Annotated in this window: 17 protein-coding genes; 8 read left to right on the forward strand and 9 right to left on the reverse strand. The window is 58.4% G+C overall.

Annotated features, from left to right (window positions below; all coding sequences use genetic code 11):
- Positions 1 to 42 precede the first annotated feature (42 nt).
- The 5 genes from JHD64_RS06735 to JHD64_RS06755 form a co-directional block, all read right to left on the reverse strand.
- Positions 43 to 1,260 carry a branched-chain amino acid ABC transporter substrate-binding protein gene (locus JHD64_RS06735; protein ID WP_059285688.1) on the reverse strand — a complete coding sequence of 406 codons (1,218 nt, stop codon included), beginning with the start codon at positions 1,258 to 1,260 and terminating at the stop codon, positions 43 to 45.
- A gap of 193 nt (positions 1,261 to 1,453) precedes the next feature.
- Positions 1,454 to 2,542 (reverse strand): ferrochelatase, encoded by a 1,089-nt coding sequence (gene hemH, locus JHD64_RS06740; RefSeq protein WP_199052685.1) that lies wholly within the window; start codon positions 2,540 to 2,542, stop codon positions 1,454 to 1,456.
- A gap of 85 nt (positions 2,543 to 2,627) precedes the next feature.
- A complete protein-coding gene (locus JHD64_RS06745) occupies positions 2,628 to 4,928 on the reverse strand; it encodes a DNA translocase FtsK (protein WP_199052690.1) in 2,301 nt (766 codons plus the stop codon).
- A gap of 94 nt (positions 4,929 to 5,022) precedes the next feature.
- Entirely contained in the window at positions 5,023 to 6,123 is a 1,101-nt protein-coding gene (locus JHD64_RS06750) for an anhydro-N-acetylmuramic acid kinase (protein WP_059285699.1), read from the reverse strand.
- A 17-nt stretch (positions 6,124 to 6,140) separates the two neighbouring features.
- The gene (locus JHD64_RS06755) at positions 6,141 to 7,472 is read right to left on the reverse strand and encodes a M23 family metallopeptidase (protein WP_199052692.1); all 1,332 of its coding nucleotides are present in this window, start codon (positions 7,470 to 7,472) and stop codon (positions 6,141 to 6,143) included.
- A gap of 190 nt (positions 7,473 to 7,662) precedes the next feature.
- Here JHD64_RS06755 and JHD64_RS06760 point away from each other — a divergent pair, with 190 nt between their 5' ends.
- From JHD64_RS06760 to JHD64_RS22210, 3 genes are all read left to right on the forward strand, one after another.
- A complete protein-coding gene (locus tag JHD64_RS06760) occupies positions 7,663 to 8,676 on the forward strand; it encodes a hypothetical protein (protein ID WP_199052693.1) in 1,014 nt (337 codons plus the stop codon).
- A gap of 7 nt (positions 8,677 to 8,683) precedes the next feature.
- Positions 8,684 to 10,375, forward strand: coding sequence for a single-stranded-DNA-specific exonuclease RecJ (gene recJ, locus JHD64_RS06765; RefSeq protein ID WP_199052694.1), 1,692 nt, complete (start codon positions 8,684 to 8,686; stop codon positions 10,373 to 10,375).
- Between the two features lie 107 nt (positions 10,376 to 10,482).
- Positions 10,483 to 11,463, forward strand: a complete 981-nt coding sequence (locus JHD64_RS22210; protein ID WP_199052696.1) for a fimbrial protein — start codon at positions 10,483 to 10,485, stop codon at positions 11,461 to 11,463.
- A gap of 168 nt (positions 11,464 to 11,631) precedes the next feature.
- On the opposite strand, the gene JHD64_RS06775 is transcribed toward JHD64_RS22210, so the two are convergent.
- Both JHD64_RS06775 and gdhA read right to left on the reverse strand, forming a co-directional pair.
- A complete protein-coding gene (locus tag JHD64_RS06775; protein WP_199052697.1) occupies positions 11,632 to 12,333 on the reverse strand; it encodes a hypothetical protein in 702 nt (233 codons plus the stop codon).
- 66 nt (positions 12,334 to 12,399) lie between these two features.
- Complete coding sequence (gene gdhA / locus JHD64_RS06780) at positions 12,400 to 13,737, reverse strand: NADP-specific glutamate dehydrogenase (protein WP_199052699.1); 1,338 nt, start codon at positions 13,735 to 13,737, stop codon at positions 12,400 to 12,402.
- Positions 13,738 to 14,002: 265 nt separating this feature from the next.
- Here gdhA and rmuC point away from each other — a divergent pair, with 265 nt between their 5' ends.
- Entirely contained in the window at positions 14,003 to 15,484 is a 1,482-nt protein-coding gene (rmuC, locus tag JHD64_RS06785; protein WP_233170371.1) for a DNA recombination protein RmuC, read from the forward strand.
- A gap of 154 nt (positions 15,485 to 15,638) precedes the next feature.
- A complete protein-coding gene (locus JHD64_RS06790; RefSeq protein WP_199052701.1) occupies positions 15,639 to 15,893 on the forward strand; it encodes a hypothetical protein in 255 nt (84 codons plus the stop codon).
- Between the two features lie 82 nt (positions 15,894 to 15,975).
- On the opposite strand, the gene JHD64_RS06795 is transcribed toward JHD64_RS06790, so the two are convergent.
- Together JHD64_RS06795 and JHD64_RS06800 are read right to left on the reverse strand one after the other, a co-directional pair.
- Complete coding sequence (locus JHD64_RS06795) at positions 15,976 to 17,028, reverse strand: NADP(H)-dependent aldo-keto reductase (protein ID WP_199052702.1); 1,053 nt, start codon at positions 17,026 to 17,028, stop codon at positions 15,976 to 15,978.
- Between the two features lie 226 nt (positions 17,029 to 17,254).
- Complete coding sequence (locus JHD64_RS06800; RefSeq protein ID WP_199052703.1) at positions 17,255 to 17,560, reverse strand: hypothetical protein; 306 nt, start codon at positions 17,558 to 17,560, stop codon at positions 17,255 to 17,257.
- A gap of 205 nt (positions 17,561 to 17,765) precedes the next feature.
- Here JHD64_RS06800 and JHD64_RS06805 point away from each other — a divergent pair, with 205 nt between their 5' ends.
- The 3 genes from JHD64_RS06805 to JHD64_RS06815 all read left to right on the forward strand — a co-directional run bounded on the left by JHD64_RS06805 (position 17,766) and on the right by JHD64_RS06815 (position 20,017).
- Positions 17,766 to 18,071: a hypothetical protein gene (locus JHD64_RS06805; RefSeq protein ID WP_199052704.1), complete on the forward strand. Its 306-nt coding sequence runs from the start codon at positions 17,766 to 17,768 to the stop codon at positions 18,069 to 18,071.
- Between the two features lie 322 nt (positions 18,072 to 18,393).
- Positions 18,394 to 18,630 (forward strand): major capsid protein, encoded by a 237-nt coding sequence (locus JHD64_RS06810; protein WP_199052705.1) that lies wholly within the window; start codon positions 18,394 to 18,396, stop codon positions 18,628 to 18,630.
- Positions 18,631 to 18,697: 67 nt separating this feature from the next.
- Positions 18,698 to 20,017 (forward strand): virulence factor TspB C-terminal domain-related protein, encoded by a 1,320-nt coding sequence (locus JHD64_RS06815; protein ID WP_199052706.1) that lies wholly within the window; start codon positions 18,698 to 18,700, stop codon positions 20,015 to 20,017.
- Position 20,018: the final 1 nt, after the last annotated feature.

The following is a 20,018-nucleotide window of genomic DNA, read 5'->3' on the forward strand; positions in this document are numbered from 1 at the left end:
AAGCGCAGCCTGAGCTGCGCTTTTCCGGTAAGGCGAGAGGGCTTACTGTGCTGCGCTGGCAGCAGCAGGTGCGCCGCCGACAGTGGAAACCACTTCCCACTTGCCGCCCTTGACCTGGTACACGGTAACGGCACCATTCTTGATGTCGCCCTTGTCGTCAAAGGTGATCTTGCCGGTTACGCCGGTGTAGTCGGTCTTGCCCACTTCCGGCAGGTATACCTTGGGATCGGTGGACTTGGCGCGCTTCATGGCGTCAACCAGTACGCGTACGGCATCGTACTCATACGGAGCGTAGATTTGCACTTCGGTGTTGAACTTGGCCTTGAACTTGTCGTTGAAGGCAGCAAAACCTGGCATCTTGTCGCGCGGAACGCCGCAGCTGGAGGAGTACTGACCTTCGGAAGCCTCGCCGGCCAGCTTGATGAATTCCGGAGTCTGCCAGCCGTCGCCACCCATCAGCTTGGCCTTGATGCCCAGGCGGTTCATCTGCTTGGCCAGCGGGCCGGCTTGTGCGTCCATGCCGCCGTAGAAGATGACATCCGGCTTGGTGGCCTTGATGGAGGTCAGAATGGCATTGAAGTCGGTTGCGGTGTTGGTGGTGAATTCACGCTTAACCACATCCACACCCTTGGCCTTGACGGCTTTTTCAAACTCGTCTGCCAGACCCTGGCCGTAAGCGGTACGGTCGTCGATGATGGCGACCTTCTTGGCTTTCAGGCCGTCAGCAGCGAACTGACCCAGCGCCGTGCCTTGCTGCACGTCGTTGGCGATCACGCGGAAGGTGGTCTTGAAGCCTTGCTTGGTGTAGTCCGGGTTGGTGGCGGACGGTGAAATCTGCGGCAGGCCGGCGTCGGAGTAGATCTTGGAGGCCGGGATGGTGGTGCCGGAGTTCAGGTGGCCGACTACGCCGACCACGCCAGCATCAACCAGGCGCTGGGCAACCTGGGTGCCGATTTTCGGATCGCCCTGGTCATCCTCGGAAACCAGTTCGAACTTGACTTTCTTGCCGCCGATCTCAACGCCTTCGGCGTTCAGGTCTTCGATGGCCAGCTTGGCGCCAAATTCGTTGTCTTTGCCCAGATGCGAGATCGGGCCGGACATCGGGGATACCTGACCGATCTTCACGGTCACGTCGCCGCCGGTGCTGGCGGCAGCTGCGGGAGCGGAAGCAGCACCAGCAGCCGGTTGCTCTTGTTTGCCGCAGGCAGCCAGGGTCATGGCGGCAGCAGCGATGAGGCTCAGACGAGCATACTTATTCATATTTTATTTCCCCTGATCTTATCTATGTAGACTTGGCGATCTCTGCGGGCAGTCTGATTGAAATTCAGACCTTGCCCATTACTGATTCAGGCCATTCTTTTGGAATGGCTACCAGCTGCGCTGATTATGGGGAGCAGTTTGCGCGAGTGTCAACGGGGTTTATTCGGACGTTTAAAATTTATTTTTGCGCATGTCAACGGCTGGCCCCAAGCGACTGTGCGCGCTGCTGGCGCTGGGCAGTATCTTGTTCTATAACTTCCTGCCAGCCTTGAAGATTTTTCCCCACAATGCCGGCCAGCGCAGCAATCCATTGCGGCTTGTCATTCAGGCAGGGAATGTAGCGAAATTCTCCGCCGCCGCTGCTCTGAAAGCTGTGTTTGCCTTCCATGGCAATTTCTTCCAGCGTTTCCAGGCAGTCGGATACGAAGCCGGGGCAAATCACATCCAGGCTCTTGGTGCCGGCCCGGCCCAATTGCTCCAGCGTGGCACTGGTATAGGGTTGCAGCCATTCGGCCCGGCCAAAACGGCTCTGGAAGCTCACCACATAGTGCTCCTTGCCCAGGCCCAATCGTTCGGCCAGCAAGCGGCCGGTTTTCAGGCATTCGCAGTGATAGGGGTCGCCCTTGTCCAGGGTGAAGCGAGGCACGCCGTGAAAACTCATCAGCAATTTTTCTGCTCGGCCATGCTGCCGCCAGTGCGCCTGCACTTGCTGCACCAGTGCATCGATATAGCCAGGATCATCATGAAAGTGGCGTACCGTGCGCAGTTCGGGCATGTTGCGCAGCTTCATCAGCACGCGGAATACATCATCCAGCGCCGTGGCACTGGATGAGCCGGCATATTGCGGGTACAGCGGCAACACCAGCAGCTTGTCCACGCCCTGGGCGCGCATGTTCTGAATGACGGTTTCGACCGAGGGCTGGCCATAGCGCATGGCGTAGTCGACCACGACATTGCGCATGCCTTGCTCGCCGAGTAAGCCCTTGAGCAGGCTGGTCTGTTTGCGGGTATTCACCAGCAGTGGCGAGCCATCCTTGCTCCAGATGCTGGCGTATTTTTCGGCAGATTTTTTCGGGCGCACATTCAGGATGATGCCATTCAGGATCAGCCACCACACGGCCCTGGGAATTTCGATGACCCGGGTATCCGACAGGAATTGCTTGAGATAAGGGCGTACCGCCTGACCGGTGGGCGCTGTTGGCGTACCCAGGTTGATCAGCAAAACGCCGGTCTTGGCGGAAGAGTCGTGGCTGAAGGGGGGCTCTGGAAGGTATCCGGACATGGGTTTCTCGCTACCGATGCTGGGTTGCGCCACCGGCAGGATAGCCGGTGGCCGAGTTGAACTGCTGCAGGGCTGGCGTGCCGGCTTAGTCTTCGCGTGCCGGCGCCAGTACCGTGCGGTTGCCATTGGTTTCCATGGCGGAAACCAGGCCTGCACTTTCCATTTGTTCGATCAGGCGGGCGGCGCGGTTGTAGCCTATGCGCAAATGCCGCTGCACCGAAGAAATCGACGCCTTGCGGGTTTTGACCACGATGGCAACCGCTTCATCGTACAGCGGGTCGGACTCGCCGCTGCCATCGACATCGCCACCGCTGGCGGCCGCACCCTCATCCGCCTCGCTCTGGCCGCTGAGTATGCCTTCAATGTAGTCGGGTTCGCCGGTGGTCTTGAGGAATTCCACCACATGGTGCACTTCGTCATCGGCGACAAAGGCGCCATGCACCCGATTGGGGTAGCCGGAGCCAGGCGGCAGATAGAGCATGTCACCCTGGCCCAGCAGGGCCTCGGCGCCCATCTGGTCGAGAATGGTGCGACTGTCGATCTTGCTGGAAACCTGGAAGGCAATCCGTGTCGGAATATTGGCCTTGATCAGACCGGTAATCACGTCCACCGATGGCCGCTGGGTGGCCAGAATCAGATGAATGCCGGCGGCGCGGGCCTTCTGCGCCAGACGGGCGATGAGTTCTTCGATTTTCTTGCCGGCAACCATCATCAGGTCGGCCAGCTCGTCGATCACCACCACAATCAGGGGCAGGGTATCCAGCGGCTCCGGGGTTTCCGGGGTCAGACTGAAGGGATTGGGGATTTTCTCGCCCGCCTTGTCGGCATCCTTGATCTTCTGGTTGTAACCGGCCAGATTGCGCACGCCCAGCTTGGACATCAGGCGATAGCGCCGCTCCATTTCGCCAACGCACCAGTTAAGGGCATTGGCAGCCTGTTTCATGTCGGTGACCACCGGCGCCAGCAGATGCGGAATGCCTTCATAAACCGACAATTCCAGCATTTTCGGATCGACCATGATCAGGCGCACTTCACGCGCGGTGGACTTGTACAGCAGCGACAGGATCATGGCATTGATGGCCACGGATTTGCCGGAGCCGGTCGTACCGGCCACCAGCACATGCGGCATCTTGGCCAGATCCACCGTTACGGGCTGGCCGGCGATATCCTTGCCCACGGCAATGGCCAGGCGTGATGTCATGTTCTGATAGCCATCGGAGCCGATGATTTCCGACAGCCGCACGATCTGCCGTTTCGGATTGGGCAGCTCCAGACCCATATAGGTCTTGCCGGGGATGGTTTCCACCACCCGCACCGAAACCAGCGACAGGGCGCGCGCCAGGTCCTTCATCAGATTGACGATTTGCGCACCCTTGACGCCGACGGCCGGCTCGATTTCATAGCGGGTGATTACCGGGCCAGGGTAGGCGGCAATCACTTTGACATCCACGCCAAAGTCGGCCAGCTTGCGCTCGATCAGGCGCGAGGTGTATTCCACGGTTTCGGCGGATACCGGCTCGTGCTGGTCCTTGGGCGCTTCCAGCAGGCTCAGTCCGGGCAGCTCGCCACGGTCCGGATCGGCAAACAGCGACTGCTGTACCGGTTTTTGCACCTTGGGCGATAGCGGCACTTCAGCCAGCGTGGCCTCGATGCGGACCGGGGTCTTGTCTTCCTGTTTTTTCTTTTCGGTATTGACCTTGGCCTCGCGCTGCTGGGCAGTCTCGCGGCCGATTTCCCGGTCCTTGCGCGCCTGCCAGCCATGCCACAGCTTGAGCACGCCATCTTCCAGCGCGCCGCCGATTCTTTCCATGATGTCCAGCCAGGACAGACCGGTGAACAGGGAAAAGCCAATGGCGCCGGTCACGGACAGCAGCAGGTAGGCGCCGGACTGGCCCAGGCCGTGCGCCAGTGCCTTGCCCAGCCAGTGTCCCAGCATGCCGCCGGCAGTCAGCGGCAGGTTCAGCTGTTTGCTGGCCAGCACAATGCCTTCCACGCTGGAACTGGACAGCAGCAGCAGGAAGAAACCGCCCATGGCGGCCAGGGTCATCGGATTGAGGCGAAAGCCCAGTGTTTCCATGCGGCGGTAGCCCCAGGCGATAGCGACCAGGCAGAACACCACCAGCCACCAGGCTGACAGACCGAATACATACAGCAGCATGTCGGACAGCCATGCGCCAAAAGCACCGCCGTAGTTGCGCACGGTGGGATCGGAAGAGCTATGTGACCAGGAAGGGTCTTGTGCGGAATAGCTGGCCAGCACCAGCACCAGGTAGACCGCAGCAACGGCCATCAGCAGCCACCAGGCTTCGCGCAGCAGGCTGGCAAGCTTGGGCGGTAATGGCGTTTGACTGTTCTTGACGACGGCCTTTCTTTTGAAAAGTCGCATTTTTCTCGTTATGGGCTATGACAGTGGCTGATTATAGCCTGACAAGGCCATTCGGAGTGGCTGGCGTTGTCAGGCCGCCGGCCGGCGCGCCGGTTCAGCGCGGATAGAGTGCCCCCAGCACCCTTGGCCCGCTGGCACCGGTCACGTCTGGCAGATTGGCTGGCTGGCGCTGGCAGAAACTCCAGGCCAGCCAGGCAAAGGCAGCGGCTTCCACCTGATGCACCGGCAAACCCAGTGCGGCAGTGCTGCGGATCACCTGCTGCGGCAGTCGCTGCTGCAAGGCCCGCATCAGCGCACCATTCAGCGCGCCACCGCCGCAGACATAGACGCTGGCGGTGTCAGGGCAATGGCGGTCGATTGCATCGGCAATGCTGTGGGCGGTCAGTTGCAGCAGGGTGTGCTGCACATCCGCCGCGGCAATGGCGGGCTGCAATGCCAGTTGGGTTTGCAGCCAGGCAAGATCGAACAGGTCGCGCCCGGTACTTTTCGGTGGTGGCAGCCGGAAAAATGGCTCATTCAGCAGCTGTTGCAACAGCGGTGCATGCAGCTTGCCACTGGCCGCCCATTCGCCATTGGCGTCGAAGCTGGCTCCGGTATGATGCTGGCACCAGGCATCCAGCAGCATATTGCCAGGACCACAGTCGAAACCGATGACCGGCGCACCCCGGCTCAGGCGGGTCAGATTGCTGATGCCGCCGATATTCAGGATGACGCGATTTTCCGCATCACTGGCAAAAACGTGCTGGTGAAAGGCCGGCACCAGTGGTGCGCCATGACCACCGGCGGCAAGGTCACGGCTGCGAAAATCGCCGATGACATCAATGCCGGATAGCTCGGCCAGCAGCGCGTGATTGCCGATCTGCAGCGTGTAGCCGGCATGTGGGGCGTGGCGGATGGTCTGGCCATGGCAGCCGATGGCCGTAATGGCCGAAGGAGGGAGCTGCTGCCCGGACAAAAGCTGCGCCACCACTTCGGCATAGAGCCGGGCCAGCTCATTGCCCAGGCGTGCGGCACGATCCAGCTCATTGTCGCCCACCGGCTGCAGTTGCAGTACCTGCTGGCGGATTTCCAGCGGAAAGGCAAGAAAGCTGTCGGCCTCGACGCAAGGACGGCCCTGCGCATCCATGCTCAGCAATACCGCGTCCACACCGTCAAGGCTGGTGCCGGACATCAGTCCGATATAGCGCTCCGTCATCTGCTTCGGTCTTTCCATCAATCCAGTTGTGCAATCATTCCCGGCGTGTCGCGCAATAACGCCAGCTTGTCACTCAGCTGGCGGCTGAGTTGGGCAAAAGCCACGCGCTGGGCATCAGTCAGGCCGGGGGCGGGCAGGGCGGCGGTGGCTGGATCGACGGCCTGGCCATTGAGTTTTACCTCGAAGTGCAGATGCGGCCCGGTAACGCGCCCACTGCTGCCGACATAGCCCAGCACATCACCGGCCCTGACCGGCTTGCCCGTCTTCACGCCGGGGGCAAAACGCTGCATGTGCGCATACAGCGTGCTCAGCTTGGCATTATGTCTCAGGGTGATGACTTTGCCATAGCCATTCTGCGTTTCTGCGGCACTGATCACGCCATCGGCCGGCGCAACAATGGGGGTCCCCGGTGCGGCGGCGTAATCCACGCCCTGGTGCATGCGCAGCGAGTGCAGCAGCGGATGATAGCGGGTGCCAAAGCCCGAACTGATGCGGTAGTTCGCCACCGGCTGCTGGCTGAACCCCTTTTTGACCGGTCGGCCGGCCGCGTCGTAGTAGGCGCCACTTTCACTGTCATGGGCAAAATAAAAGGCGCGATGCCATTGGCCGCCACGGCTGATTTCAGCGGCCAGGACATTGCCATTGGCAATGGGGCTGCCGTTGTGGATCAGGCTTTCGAATACCAACTGGATGCGGTCGCCGGGCTGCAGGCTGTCCAGCGCAAACCGGTCGGCAAAGATGTCCGCCAGCTGCGCCACCACTTCGCGCGGCACGCCCGCCGCCTGCAACTCACGCGGGGCACTGCGGCGAATGGTGATGGAGCGCAAGCTGTCGATGCTTTCTGTGGTCAGCGGGTCGGCACTGGCCTGCCATTGATCACCCTGCTTGGCGATGGCTACCAGCACTTTTTCGCCGTTTTCGTCATCATTCAGAAAACGCAGGGCGTACAACTCGCCCTCATCGCTGGTTTCCACCGCCAGCGTGGCGCCGGTGTTCAGCTTGAGCAGGTCGCGTGACAAGGGGCTGGAATAAAGAAAACGCCGTGCCTCGCTATCGCGCACGCCCAGCCGGTTCAGGACCCTGGCGATGGTGTCGCCACGATTCACCGTTTCACTACGCCAGTAGCGTGTTGCAGTGGCTGGCGGGGTAAAGGCTGGCAAGGCCAGCTTTTCGGTGACCATGCGCTGGCGCAGTGCGGCGGCTGCATGCGGATCACCCGGTGCCACGGCAAAGGCCGTGACCATGCCAAACAGGGGCAGGCTGGCGGCGAGGCCAAGCCAGCTCAAGTGGTGATTGATCAGGCGGCGGGTACAATTTTGCGGTAACTGCAGCAGTTTGCGATAATTCATGCTTTGGTGGACGCCATGCGTGCTTCCGGGAAAATACAGGGTTTGTGACAAGTGGCAGTGCGCCCGACCAACTTGGTTGGATCGGGCTGTCATAAGTTCCGAAAACCATCCATTCAATGAAGGACTTGGCCGTGCTGCCGAGTGCTGTGCGGGCAGAAAACCTGCCCGCCACCTGCCTGTACCTCAATCAATGAAGCTGACACTGCTGATGCCCGGCCTGAGCTGGCTGGATGCCCATGACGGGGCCGAAGTTTGTCGCGGACTGGCGCTGCCTGCCTTGTCCATCCTGCTGGGACGCGGAAGCCGCCGCCCCCTGACCAGTACCTTGAGCCAACTCTATCAACAGCCGCTGGGCATGCCTGGCGCCAGCATCGCCAGCCAGCTGGCGCAACGCGCCGGACTGGGTGCCGGCCACTGGCTGCTGGCCGATCCGGTGCATGTGCGCATCGACCGTGACCGTGCCCTGCTGGCTGATGTCGGCGTGATGAGCATCTCCCAGCACGAAGCGGACGCCTTGCTGCTCAGCCTGAATCAGCACTTTGCCGAAGACGGACTGCAATTCCATGCGCTGCAACCAGGCCGCTGGCTGCTGCAACTGCCAGAGGCCAGCCGCGCCAGCTTTACCCCACTGCCCGATGCCGTGGGCGAAAACGTCAACGAACATCTTCCCGCCGGTGAGCGTGGACTGCACTGGAGCCGCCTGCTCAACGAGATGCAGATGCTGCTGTACATCCACCCACTGAATGATGAGCGCGAGGCACGTGGTGAACTGGCGGTCAATAGCGTCTGGCTGTGGGGCGATGCCGTCGAGGCAGGGCGGGGTAGCGCCGTGGAGCGGCCGGATCTTGTTCTGGCCGATGATGAGCTGCTGCAACTGCAGGCGACGGCAGCCGGACTTCCCTGCGACGCGGCCCCATACGCTTGCGAAGGCTTGCTGGCGGCTGCCGGCAAGAGCGAGCATGTGCTGCTGGTACAAGATGCCTTGCTGGCCGCGGCCCAGTACCGCGACGCCTGGGGCTGGCGTGAACAACTGCAACGCATGGAGCTGGACTGGTTCGCGCCCTTGCTGCAACTGCTCAAGCAGGGGCAGCTGCAACAGCTGCGACTGCTGAGTCACGGCCCGGCCGGGTTCGAGTTAACCGTTTCCCGCCCTGCACTGTGGAAATTCTGGCAACGGCCGCAAGCGCCGGCTGCCCTGTACTGAGAACGCCATGTCACGCATTGTTACCCGCAGTGTCTCTGCGCACGCCCATTCCGCCCTGGTCGCCCAGGGGCTGAGCCCACTGATGGCACGTCTGTATGCCGCCCGCGGCATTGCCGGCAGCGACGAGCTGGACTACACCCTCAAGGCCTTGCTGCCTTATCAGCAAATGAAAAACATCCAGGCCATGGCCCGACGGCTGGCCGACGCCATCGCCAGCGGCCAGCGCATGCTGGTGGTGGCCGATTACGATGCCGATGGTGCCACCGCCTGCTCGGTCGCGGTCAAGGGCCTGTCCATGCTGGGCGGCAAGGTGGACTTCATCGTGCCTAACCGCTTTGAGTACGGCTACGGCCTGACGCCGGAAATTGTCGAACTGGCCGCGCAAAGCCAGCCCGACATCATCGTCACCGTGGACAACGGCATTGCCAGCGTGGCCGGGGTAGAGCGGGCGCGTGCACTGGGCATCGAAGTATTGATTACCGACCATCACCTGCCGGGCGACACGCTGCCGCAGGCGCTGATCGTCAATCCCAACCAGCCCGGCTGCGAATTTCCCTCCAAGAATCTGGCCGGGGTGGGGGTGATGTTCTATGTCTTGATGGCCTTGCGTGCCGAGCAACGCCAGCGCGGCGTATACGCCGGCAAGACCGAGCCGAATCTGGGTGAACTGCTCGACTATGTGGCGCTGGGCACGGTGGCTGATGTGGTCAGGCTGGATCAGAACAACCGCATCCTGGTGGAAAACGGCCTGCGTCGCATGCGCGCCGGCCGCATGGCACCGGGCATTGCCGCGCTATTTCGCATTGCCGGCCGCGCCCACTACAAGGCCAACACCTTTGATTTGGGCTTTACCCTGGGGCCACGGCTGAATGCCGCCGGGCGACTGGATGACATGAGTCTGGGCATTGCCTGCCTGCTGGCTGGCAATGAAAGCCAGGCCATGACGCTGGCGCAGGAGCTGGACCGGCTTAACCGCGAGCGCCGTGTAATCGAACACGGCATGCAGGACGAAGCGCTGGCCGTGCTGGCCAGCATTGATCCGGCCGACCGCTACACGCTCACCTTGTACCGTGACGACTGGCATCAAGGGGTGGTGGGCATTGTGGCCTCGCGCCTGAAGGAACGCTTCCATCGCCCCTCCATTGTGTTCGCCCCCGGCGACGAAGGGGAAATCAAGGGTTCGGGCCGCTCCATTCCCGGCTTTCATCTGCGCGATGCGCTGGACCTGGTGTACAAGCGCCATCCCGGCCTGATCCTCAAATTCGGTGGCCATGCCATGGCAGCTGGCATGACACTGACAGAAGCACGTTTTGGCGAATTTCAGCAGGCCTTCGAACAGGTGGCGCGTGAACTGCTGGATGAAAACCAGCTGACCCGTACCATCGAGACCGATGGCGGACTGGATGCGCGCGAGCTACATCTGCCCTTTGCCGAAGAACTGGCGGCCGAGGTCTGGGGACAGGGCTTTCCGGTTCCGTATTTTTACGACCGCTTTGCCGTGATGAGCCAGCGCGTGGTGGGAGACAAGCATCTGAAGCTGCGCATTGCCAAACAGGGGCAGGAATTTGACGCCATGCTGTTCAATCAGGTGGACTGGCTGCCGGACAATATCAATGCCGTCTACCAGCTGGTGGCGAATGAATGGCAGGGGCGCAAGGAGTTGCAGATTTATCTGCAGCACTGGGCGGCGGCGGAGTAAGGCATCGTAATTAAGAAATTTCCTTGGATATTCAAGGGCATTGTTTGATTGAATTGCACGATAGCTACATTTATTGTTGAAATTTTTACAGTGAAAGAGGGTGCACTGTGTATAAAACAATAAAAATGCTATTGTATTTACTGGCAATCTTTTTTACTGACTTTGCATATGCAGCCTGCACCACCAGTGCTGGCCCAGGAAAGATTCTGACTTTTACACTTTCCAATTACACCCCTCCCAGTTTTAATCCCACGGTAGCCATTGGCACCGTTCTTTACACTCAGACCCTGAATGTAAATGGTGTTGGAACCGTGAATTGTCCTGGCGGGGTGAGAAAATCCGTCTATCAAGGGGTGAGCACCTACGGCGCCTATAATGCGACCTACAACACCTATCCAACCAGCATTGACGGAATCGGCATCCGCATTGGCCCTGCTGGCAGTTTTTGGCCGGTGCTCCCTCCGGACCGGGGGAGTAATCCAACCATTACTTACTCCGCATTCAATATCCCCTTTGCCTTGATCAAGACCGGGCCCATCACGGCCGGCGGCACCCTGAGCGGAGAAGTCGCTGGCATATGGGTTGAAAATTATGCCACCCAGGTTGTGACAATCAACTGGGCAGGTGCAGTGGTGGTACAGCCTGTGGTTCCGACTTGCACACCGGCCACTTCCTCAATGACGGTCAATTTTGGTAGTCACAGTGCCGCGTCTTTCGCGGGAATAGGTAGCACCACGCCGCCCTTGCCTTTTAATTTAACCTTGAACTGTGGCGGAGGGAGTGCCGGCTCCAATACCAGGGTTTACATTACACTGACCGACTTAAGCAACCCATCCAACATCAGCAATACTCTTTCATTGAGCGCTGATTCCACCGCGAAGGGGCTGGGGATTCAGATTCAAAATAATGGGAAATTGATCAGTTACGGACCGGACTCCACTAGCGCCGGCAATACCGGTCAATGGTTTGCCGGATCGGCAATGAATGGCATTTTCAGCATTCCCCTTTCGGCAAATTATATAAGGACAGGCAGCATTGCCGCCGGGACAGCCAATGGCAAAGCAACATTCACGCTTAGTTATCGATAGGCTGATTGGTTTTGACATGGCTCCGGCTGAGGAATCAGCCTGTGGAATCTGCAGCAGCAATAGCTAGGCCATGGCGCAGCACGGTCGATGGTGGATGACGCTGCATTATTGGCAGCGCGCACATGGCGGTGGCGGCCATCCAGTCCGTGGCGGAGTAAAGCGGCAAGGTTACTGGTAGCGTGGTTGCCCGATGGCCAGTTGGTCGTGATCGCGATAGTGGCTGCCCGGCCCCAGCGACCAGGCCCAGCCGGCCAGACTGCCATCCGGCAAGGTGTAGAGTCGGATGGTGCCGCGCCCAATACCTGTTTGCTGGCTGCCATCCTCGCGGTAGCGGGTGTCGCCTTTCCAATGGGGGCCCGATGAATCGATCACTTCCACAGCCCACTGCACAGTGCCATCGATTTGCGGCTTTTGTTGCGGGTTCAATAACTGTGGCAGGGCGTTGATGATCATCACATGGCCGGTGTCTTTTTCATTCTGGTACTTGGCAGCAAAGATATCGCCCGGCTGCACCTGCCCGATTCCTGCGCGCCGGATAAAGCCCTGACTGGCGGCGATGGCCTCGTAATAGTTTTCTGCCTTGGGATAAGCCTTCCAGTGGCCATGCTGCACGGCAGTCAGTGCCTGACTGTTGAGGCGCTCGAACAGGGCATCGATCAGGCCACTGCAGTCGGTCTTGACTTCCGGCTCACTGACTCGGCCAAACAGTCCCCAATCTCCCTTCCAGCGCACCCAGCCATTGTGCTGGTAACTATTACGTGCCGGACTGACTTCCTCCAGCAGTTGACGGGCCAGCTGCAAATGAGGCGGGACTTCATCGGCAGCGGCCAGGGATGCATGCAGAATCAGCAACAGGAACAGGAAACGCATAAGGGGAAATCGATGGAGCGGAATGCTGCATTATCACCGCAGGCGCTGCCACCGACCACCCCTGTGTTACAACACCCCTTGCGCCAGCATGGCATCCGCCACTTTGACAAAGCCGGCGATATTGGCACCGCGCACATAGCTGTGGCGGCCATCCGGCCCGCGGCCGTGGGCCAGGCAAGCCTGGTGAATGCCCTGCATGATGGAGTGCAGGCGCGCATCCACCTCGCCATGACTCCAGTTCAACCGCGCGGCGTTCTGGCTCATCTCCAGGCCGGAGGTGGCCACGCCGCCGGCATTGCTGGCCTTGCCCGGGGCATACAGCACGCCAGCCTCCTCAAACAGCCGCACGGCTTCCAGCGTGGAAGGCATGTTTGCCCCCTCTGCCACGCAGCACACGCCATTGGCAATCAACTGGCGCGCATCAGCGGCATCCAGTTCATTCTGGGTGGCGCAGGGCAGGGCAACATCCACCGGCACGGACCAGGGGCGGATGCCGGCATGAAACGGTAGCCCCACGCGGGCCGCATAGTCGCTGACCCGACCATACAAATGGTTTTTCACCTCCATCAACTCAGCCAGTTTCTCCGGGGTAAAACCGGCCTCGTCAATGACCGTGCCGCTGGAGTCGGACACTGTCAGCACCCTGGCGCCCAGCTCCATCGCCTTGGCCACCGCATATTGCGCCACATTGCCGGAGCCAGACACGCTGATGCGCAAACCCTCCAGCGACAGGCCGCGCGTCTGCAGCATTTCCTGGGCGAAATAAACCGTGCCAAAGCCGGTGGCTTCCGGGCGCATCAGCGAGCCGCCATAACTCAGCCCCTTGCCGGTAAACACGCAGTCCGCACGATTGTTCAGCTTCTTCACCATGCCGGCCATATAACCCACCTCGCGGCCACCGACACCGATATCACCCGCCGGCACATCGGTATCGGCACCGATATGGCGTTGCAGTTCGCTGGCAAAGGCCTGACAGAAACGCATCACCTCGGCCGGGCTCTTGCCCTTGGGGTCGAAGTCGGCTCCACCCTTGGCCCCACCCATCGGCAGGGTGGTCAAGGCGTTTTTCAGGGTTTGCTCAAATGCCAGAAACTTCAGCACCGAGAGATTCACTGAAGGATGAAAGCGGATACCACCCTTGTAAGGGCCAATGGCCATGCTGTGCTGGATCCGGTAGCCACGATTCACTTGCACCCGCCCATGGTCGTCGCTCCAGCAGACCCGGAACATCACGATGCGCTCCGGTTCGACCAGTCGCTCCAGCAAAGAGTGCTCGGTATAACGCGGATGCTGCTGTAAAAAGGGCTCCAGGCTGGCGATGACCTCGCTTACCGCCTGCAAGTATTCCGGCTGGTCTGGGTTGCGGGCCTGGATGTGCTGTAAAAATGGCTGAAGACTGGGCATGATGAATGGCTTTGCAAGCAGTGGGTTTGAATGACGTTGCCGTGCAACGGCGGATGGCTATTTTGTCCCAGAATTGCCGTGCCATTGCCTTGGCAGGTGATATTGGGAATATTCTTCGAGCGGAACGGAAATACAGCGCGCCTGCTCAGAAATCCTCTGGCCGCGCATGCCCGGCAATGCAGCTTGCCGGCACGCCTCATGAATTGGTACGAAATCAAATAATCAGTTATGCTTGCCCGCAACCGACATGCTGCAGGAAGAACCGATGATTGAGTTGGCACTGGGTATATTGCTGGGCGCGACAAGCGGCCTGCTGCTGGCGCGTTACCAGCTGCTACGCCGCCAGCAGCTGGAATACCAGCAATGGCTGCAGCGCGAAGCCACCTTGCAGGCACAGCTGCAGGCCGCGCAGGACAATTACGCACAGGCGGCACAACGCGAGGGTGCCTTGCAGCAAGAACTGGCCGGTTTGCGCCAGCAGTTGAACGAGGCGCAACAGCAAACCGCAGCACACTGGGCCAGCCGGCAGGAGCAGGCCAGGCAGCTGGAGCAACTGCGCAGCGAATGGCAGCAACAGCAGCAGCAACTGCGCCAGTACGGCGAGGAAGTGGTGCGACTGGGCGGCCGGGAGCAGGAGCTGCAAACCCTGTTGCAACAGGAAAAACAGCAATCTGCCGAAAAACTGGCCTTGCTCAGCGAAGCGCGCGAAACGCTCGGCAACCAGTTCAAGGCATTGGCCAGCGACATCCTGGAAGAAAAGTCCAAACGGTTTACCGAGCAGAACCAGCAAAACATCGGTGCCATGCTGGGGCCGTTGCACGAACGCATCCAGGGTTTTGGCAAGCTGGTGCAGGACACATATGACAAGGATTCCAAAGAGCGGCTGACGCTGGAGCATGAATTGCGTCGCCTGCAGGAGCTGAATACCCGGCTGAACCAGGACGCGGTGGCCCTGACCCAGGCACTGACCGGTGCCAGCAACAAGACCCAGGGCGGCTGGGGCGAAATGGTGCTGGAAAAGGTGCTGGAAACATCCGGTCTCAGCCGTGACCGCGAATACCGGGTACAGGTGTCGGATGTGGTGGAGACCGAAGATGGCCTCAAACGCTATCAGCCGGATGTGGTGATCGACCTGCCGGAAGGCAAGCAGCTGGTGGTTGATTCCAAGGTCAGCCTGAATGCCTATGTACGCTATGTGGCCAGCGATGACGCAGTCGTGCGCGAACAAGAGCTGAAGCTGCATGTGGCGGCCATCCGCCAGCATATCCGCAGCTTGTCGGAAAAGCGCTACCAGGACCTTTACCATCTCAATACCGTTGATTTCGTCTTCATGTTCATCCCGGTCGAGCCGGCTTACCTGCTGGCGGTGCAGCATGACATGAGCCTGTTCAATGAGGCTTTCGAACGCCGCATCATGATTGTCGGCCCCAGCACCCTGCTGGCCACCCTGCGCACGGTGGCCAGCATCTGGCGCTACGAATACCAGAACCAGAATGCCCAGGAAATTGCCCGGCAGAGTGGTGCCATGTACGACAAGCTGGCTGGCTTTGTCGGCAATATGGAAAAGCTGGGCAAGCAGCTGGACAGCACCCGCGACACTTTTGGCGATGCGATGAGGCAACTCTCCAGCGGCCGCGGCAATTTGCTATCCAGTGCGGAAAGACTGCGCAAGATGGGCATCAAACCCAACAAGCAGCTACCGGGGCACTTGCTGGACGCCGGCGCGGAAGAGGGGAGCGACGAGTGAGGCGGCCCGGCAGCAAAGAGCGCACAAACTCCGGGCCTGCCTGCTTGTCGCAGACGGGGGATGAACAATGCCGCGCAAATGGTAAGATAGCGCCCGGCGAAACATGAAACAGGGTCGCCGCCTTGCGGCCCGCATTGATAACAGGAGTAACAGTATGGTGTTCTTCAAGATCCCGATGCGCAATTCCAGCGAATGGGAAAAAATGTACGATTTCATCGTGGTGGAGATGAAATCCGCCGACGAACTGGATGATGTGCTGTCCGCCACCCTGTACGACGTATTCGGCGAATTCGATGACGAGCAGCCGGAACACTGGCAGCCGCAACAGCTGACACTGGAACAAGCGCTGGCATCCGGCTGGCCGATTTTCAGCTACGCCATGTATCAGCGCGAAAAAGACATCGAATAAGCCAGGCCCTTACGTCTGCCAAAGCAAAAGCCCTGATTGATCAGGGCTTTTTTGTTATTGCTCGGCACCGCAATGGCAGGTTTCAGGGGCAGGGATTGGGCATGCGGCTGTGAATGGCTTCCAGCTCCTGCAGCACGGTTTCATCCAGTGTCAGATGAATGCTGTCCAGGTTTTCCTGCAGCTGGGGCAGGGTGGTCGCACCAATGATATTGCTGGTGACGAAGGGACGGCTATTGACGAAGGCCAGCGCCATCTGGGCCGGGCTCAGGCCGTGGCGTTGCGCCAGTTCGACATAAGCCTGCGCCGCCAGCGCGGCGCCTTCACTGCTATAGCGGGTAAAGCGCTCGAACAGCGTCAGGCGCGCAGCGGCAGGGCGCGCGCCGTGCAGATACTTGCCGGACAGGACGCCAAAAGCCAGCGGCGAATACGCCAGCAGGCCAATGTTTTCCCGCCGGCTGAACTCGGACAGGCCGATCTCAAACAGCCGGTTGAGCAGGCTGTAAGGATTCTGGATGCTCACCACACGCGGCAAGCCGAGATTTTCCGAGGCTTTCAGAAACTGGGCCAAGCCCCAGGGCGTTTCATTGGACAAGCCGATGGCACGGATTTTACCGGCATCGATAAACTCCTTGAGAATGGCCAGTGTTTCCTCGATCGGCGTGCTGCCATCCGGATCGTCCTGCCAGGGGAAGCCAAGCGCACCAAAGGTATTGGCGGTGCGATCCGGCCAGTGCAGCTGATACAGATCCAGATAATCGGTTTGCAGGCGGCGCAGACTGTCATCCAGCGCCCGTGTCAGGTTCTTGCGGTCGAAGTGTGGCTTGCCATCCCGAAAGTGGCTTGGCCGCTTGGGGTCAGTCGCCGGACCCACAGCCTTGCTGGCCAGCACAATGCGCTCACGCAAACCGGATTTCTTCAGCCAGCTGCCGATATAGCTCTCGGTCAGTCCCTGGGTTTCCGGCCGTGGCGGTACCGGATACATCTCGGCAGCGTCGATCAGATTGACGCCATGCGCCAGCGCCATATCGATCTGGCTGTGCGCTTCGGCTTCAGTATTCTGTTCACCCCAGGTCATGGTGCCCAGTGCGATTACACTGACCGAGACATCGGTATCACCCAACTTGCGGTATTGCATGATGCTTGTCTTTCTGTGCGGGTGGGTCAAGCCAGCTATGGTAGCGGGCCACAAGCCGGGTGAGAAGCCGGACATGACCACGGCAAGAGCATGGTTTGGCTTTGTGCCGTGGTTTACGTAAGTTCGCATAATAGGGGCTTATGACACACTACGCCGTCATATCACACTATGAAAAAACCTTTGTTCCTACGTCTGCGTTTGTCGTGCCAGTAACTACTTGCACCACCTATGCTACGTTCCGCGCGCGTCGAAAAAAAACTGACTTTATGTATTCTCGCGCCTGCTCGTCTTTCGTCATTTCGTAATCCAAACAAGCCCTTACTTCTGTTGGGTCTAGTTCTAGAATGTCCGCTATGCGATAGGCTGCTATCGGTGGCGGATGCCTTTTCCCTTCTATTATTAGACCTATCTTTCTTGGGTCTATTAGTAGCTGTTTGGCAACACCGTAATTGCTCGTAATTCCTTGTTTTTTCTTGATTTCTTCCACGTATTCGCAAAAATTTTTCACCTTTTCTCTTTCCTTTTGTTTCATTATTCCCTTTTAGGGACTAAACTCCTGTTTTGATAGTCCCTTCTAGGGACTAAACGGGAGCCTACAATGTACCGTTCTGTAGCCTTTGCGGTTTGCAAGTCTTCGCATGGCTTTACGTCTGACTGTCTGTTCTTGGCAGGCTCCTTGACTGTTCGCATATCGTTTAGCGGTTATCACTCCCGCACTTTCACTGTAGAGGTTTCCCATGGCTGAACCCCAAGCTCGTCCCAATGCAAATCGCGCTCTCATCGTTGGCCGCATCAAAGAAGCACGGCGCAACGGTGAGTTCACTCATACCGTCATTTTGATTCCCGCTGCTGACGAATTCAGCATGCCCGGTGTGTGTGAAATCTCCTCTAAGAAACGCCTTGGCGCATCCGGCGATGACGTGCAAGTCGTTGTCGATGTCACTGGTTACTTCGGTAAGTCATTTCAGGCTACCGATAAGGAAACCGGTGAACGTGTCACCCGTCGCCCGGTTCAAAACGTCCTCCGCGCAATTGAACAATAAGCCATGGTCTGCCAAACGACACATACACGCGCTGGCGCAGCCGACACGGAAGGGGCTACGCCCCACGGGGAGGTGGCGCAATGAGCGTGTGCGTCGTGCAGCAGCCCACTGGCTCCCTGAATGTCACGACTGACTCTCCCCAGTCGTGTCAAGGCTACCTTTTGCTTTCCCCGCAAGAGGTAGCTGCCCTGCAGCCGATGTTCCCGCCTCTTTCCTTGTCTGATGGCGCTCTTATTTCCGGCTCTATCTTACTCGTTTGGGGCAGTGCCTGGCTCTACAGGAATATCGGCAATTTCCTCGCATCTTCTCAAGGTGAAAACACATGAAACACATTTTCCGTGTTGGCCGCTTTGGCCGTGGTGTTGTTGTAGCTGCTGCTGCTACTGCTGTTGCCGTTCCGGCCTTTGCTGACTCTACTACCGGTGTCGATGTTTCCAGTCTGGTTACTCTCATCGGTACTGGTCTGGCTGCGGTCGCCGCTATCGGTGCCGCTGTTCTGGGCGTCCAGGGTCTGATCAAGCTGTATGGCATGGTTAAGGGCGCTCTGGCCCGCACTTAATCGTCCAGCTTGAACTGGCAGGGGTGGCATCTGCCACCCTTTTTTTATTCTGTGACAGGGGTGCGTAATGTGGCGGGCTATTTCGTTATTATTGCTTTTGTTGGGGCTGGCTGGATTCTCTTCCGTTAGTCATGCAGATTCGATTCCTTCTACAGCGACAATAACTAACAAAATTGCAGCTGTTTATGCTGGTGACCAGTTGTGGGTTGGCTCTACTACTGATGATCCAGTTTGGGTTTGTAATCATTTTCATCTTTCCGATTGTTCGTTGCAGACTCAAGGAATTAATTGGTCTGTTGGTATTTATTCCGGAACCTTTGTCGTTACTTATTCCTGTCCTTCTGGTTATACCCCTTCATCTGATCAGAAAACTTGTAGTTCTTCTCAATCCAATCCTTCGACCACAACGTGTACTGCTTCACAGATGGCTTCATATTGTGGATCTAATGCAGGTCACTCGCTTTCGTTTGATTCAAGCTATAACGATATTGTCAATGGTAGAACTCGTGTTTGTGATAATCATTACCCCACACCCTCCGGTTGTTCTATGGATAAAACTATCGGCTGCACTGCTGCCCGTTCTTTTCCATCTTCTGGCTCTTGGGTTTATAACGGGAACATTTGTAATGTTTCTGACCCTACTGAAATGCAAAATCAGCCAGCAAATTCCGGCGCATGCGGTCCCGGTGAGTATTACGGTTCTGTTAATGGCGTAGCTGGATGTTATAGCGGTGGTCCTGTTCCGCCTTCCACCGCCCCCGTTGCTGATTCTTCTACTGGCAAAGATGCTAATGGAAATTGCGCCACTGGATATATTGGTTCTATTAATTCATCTGGCTCTTTGCAGTGCTATCCCAATACTCAACCTGACCCCAACGCTAATTGTCCTTCTGGTTGGAATAAAATTTCTACGGGTCAGCAGACTGTTTGTGTTGACCCAAATTCAAAACCCGGAGATCCAGTTCCATCTAATTCAAACAATGGTGGATCTTCATCATCAGGTGGTTCTAATTCGACTGGTGGAAACGCTTCTAGTCCATCTTCTGGCAAGGGTGATGCTTCCGGCTCTGGTACTCAAGACCCTGGTTCATGTACTGGCATGCCTGATTGGGTTTGTAATTTAGGCGGTGGTTTGTCTGGTCCTGACGGTTCGTCACCTTCTTCCCTCGCCGGTTCTGGTGGTGATATTTCTTCCATGCTTGATACCACTGATTTCTTTGGTGGTGGTGCTTGCCCTGCGCCTAAAGTCGTTGTTGTCCCGCTTTACATTACTGAGTGGAATTGGTCTATTGATTACAGCCCTTTCTGTGACATTGTTTCTCGCTTACGTCCTGCTGTTATTGCCTGCGGCTTTTTAGTTGCTGGCGCTATTATTCTCAAGAGGTAAT

The sequence above is a fragment of the Aquitalea sp. ASV15 genome, from assembly GCF_016429115.1.
GTDB lineage: Bacteria > Pseudomonadota > Gammaproteobacteria > Burkholderiales > Chromobacteriaceae > Aquitalea > Aquitalea magnusonii.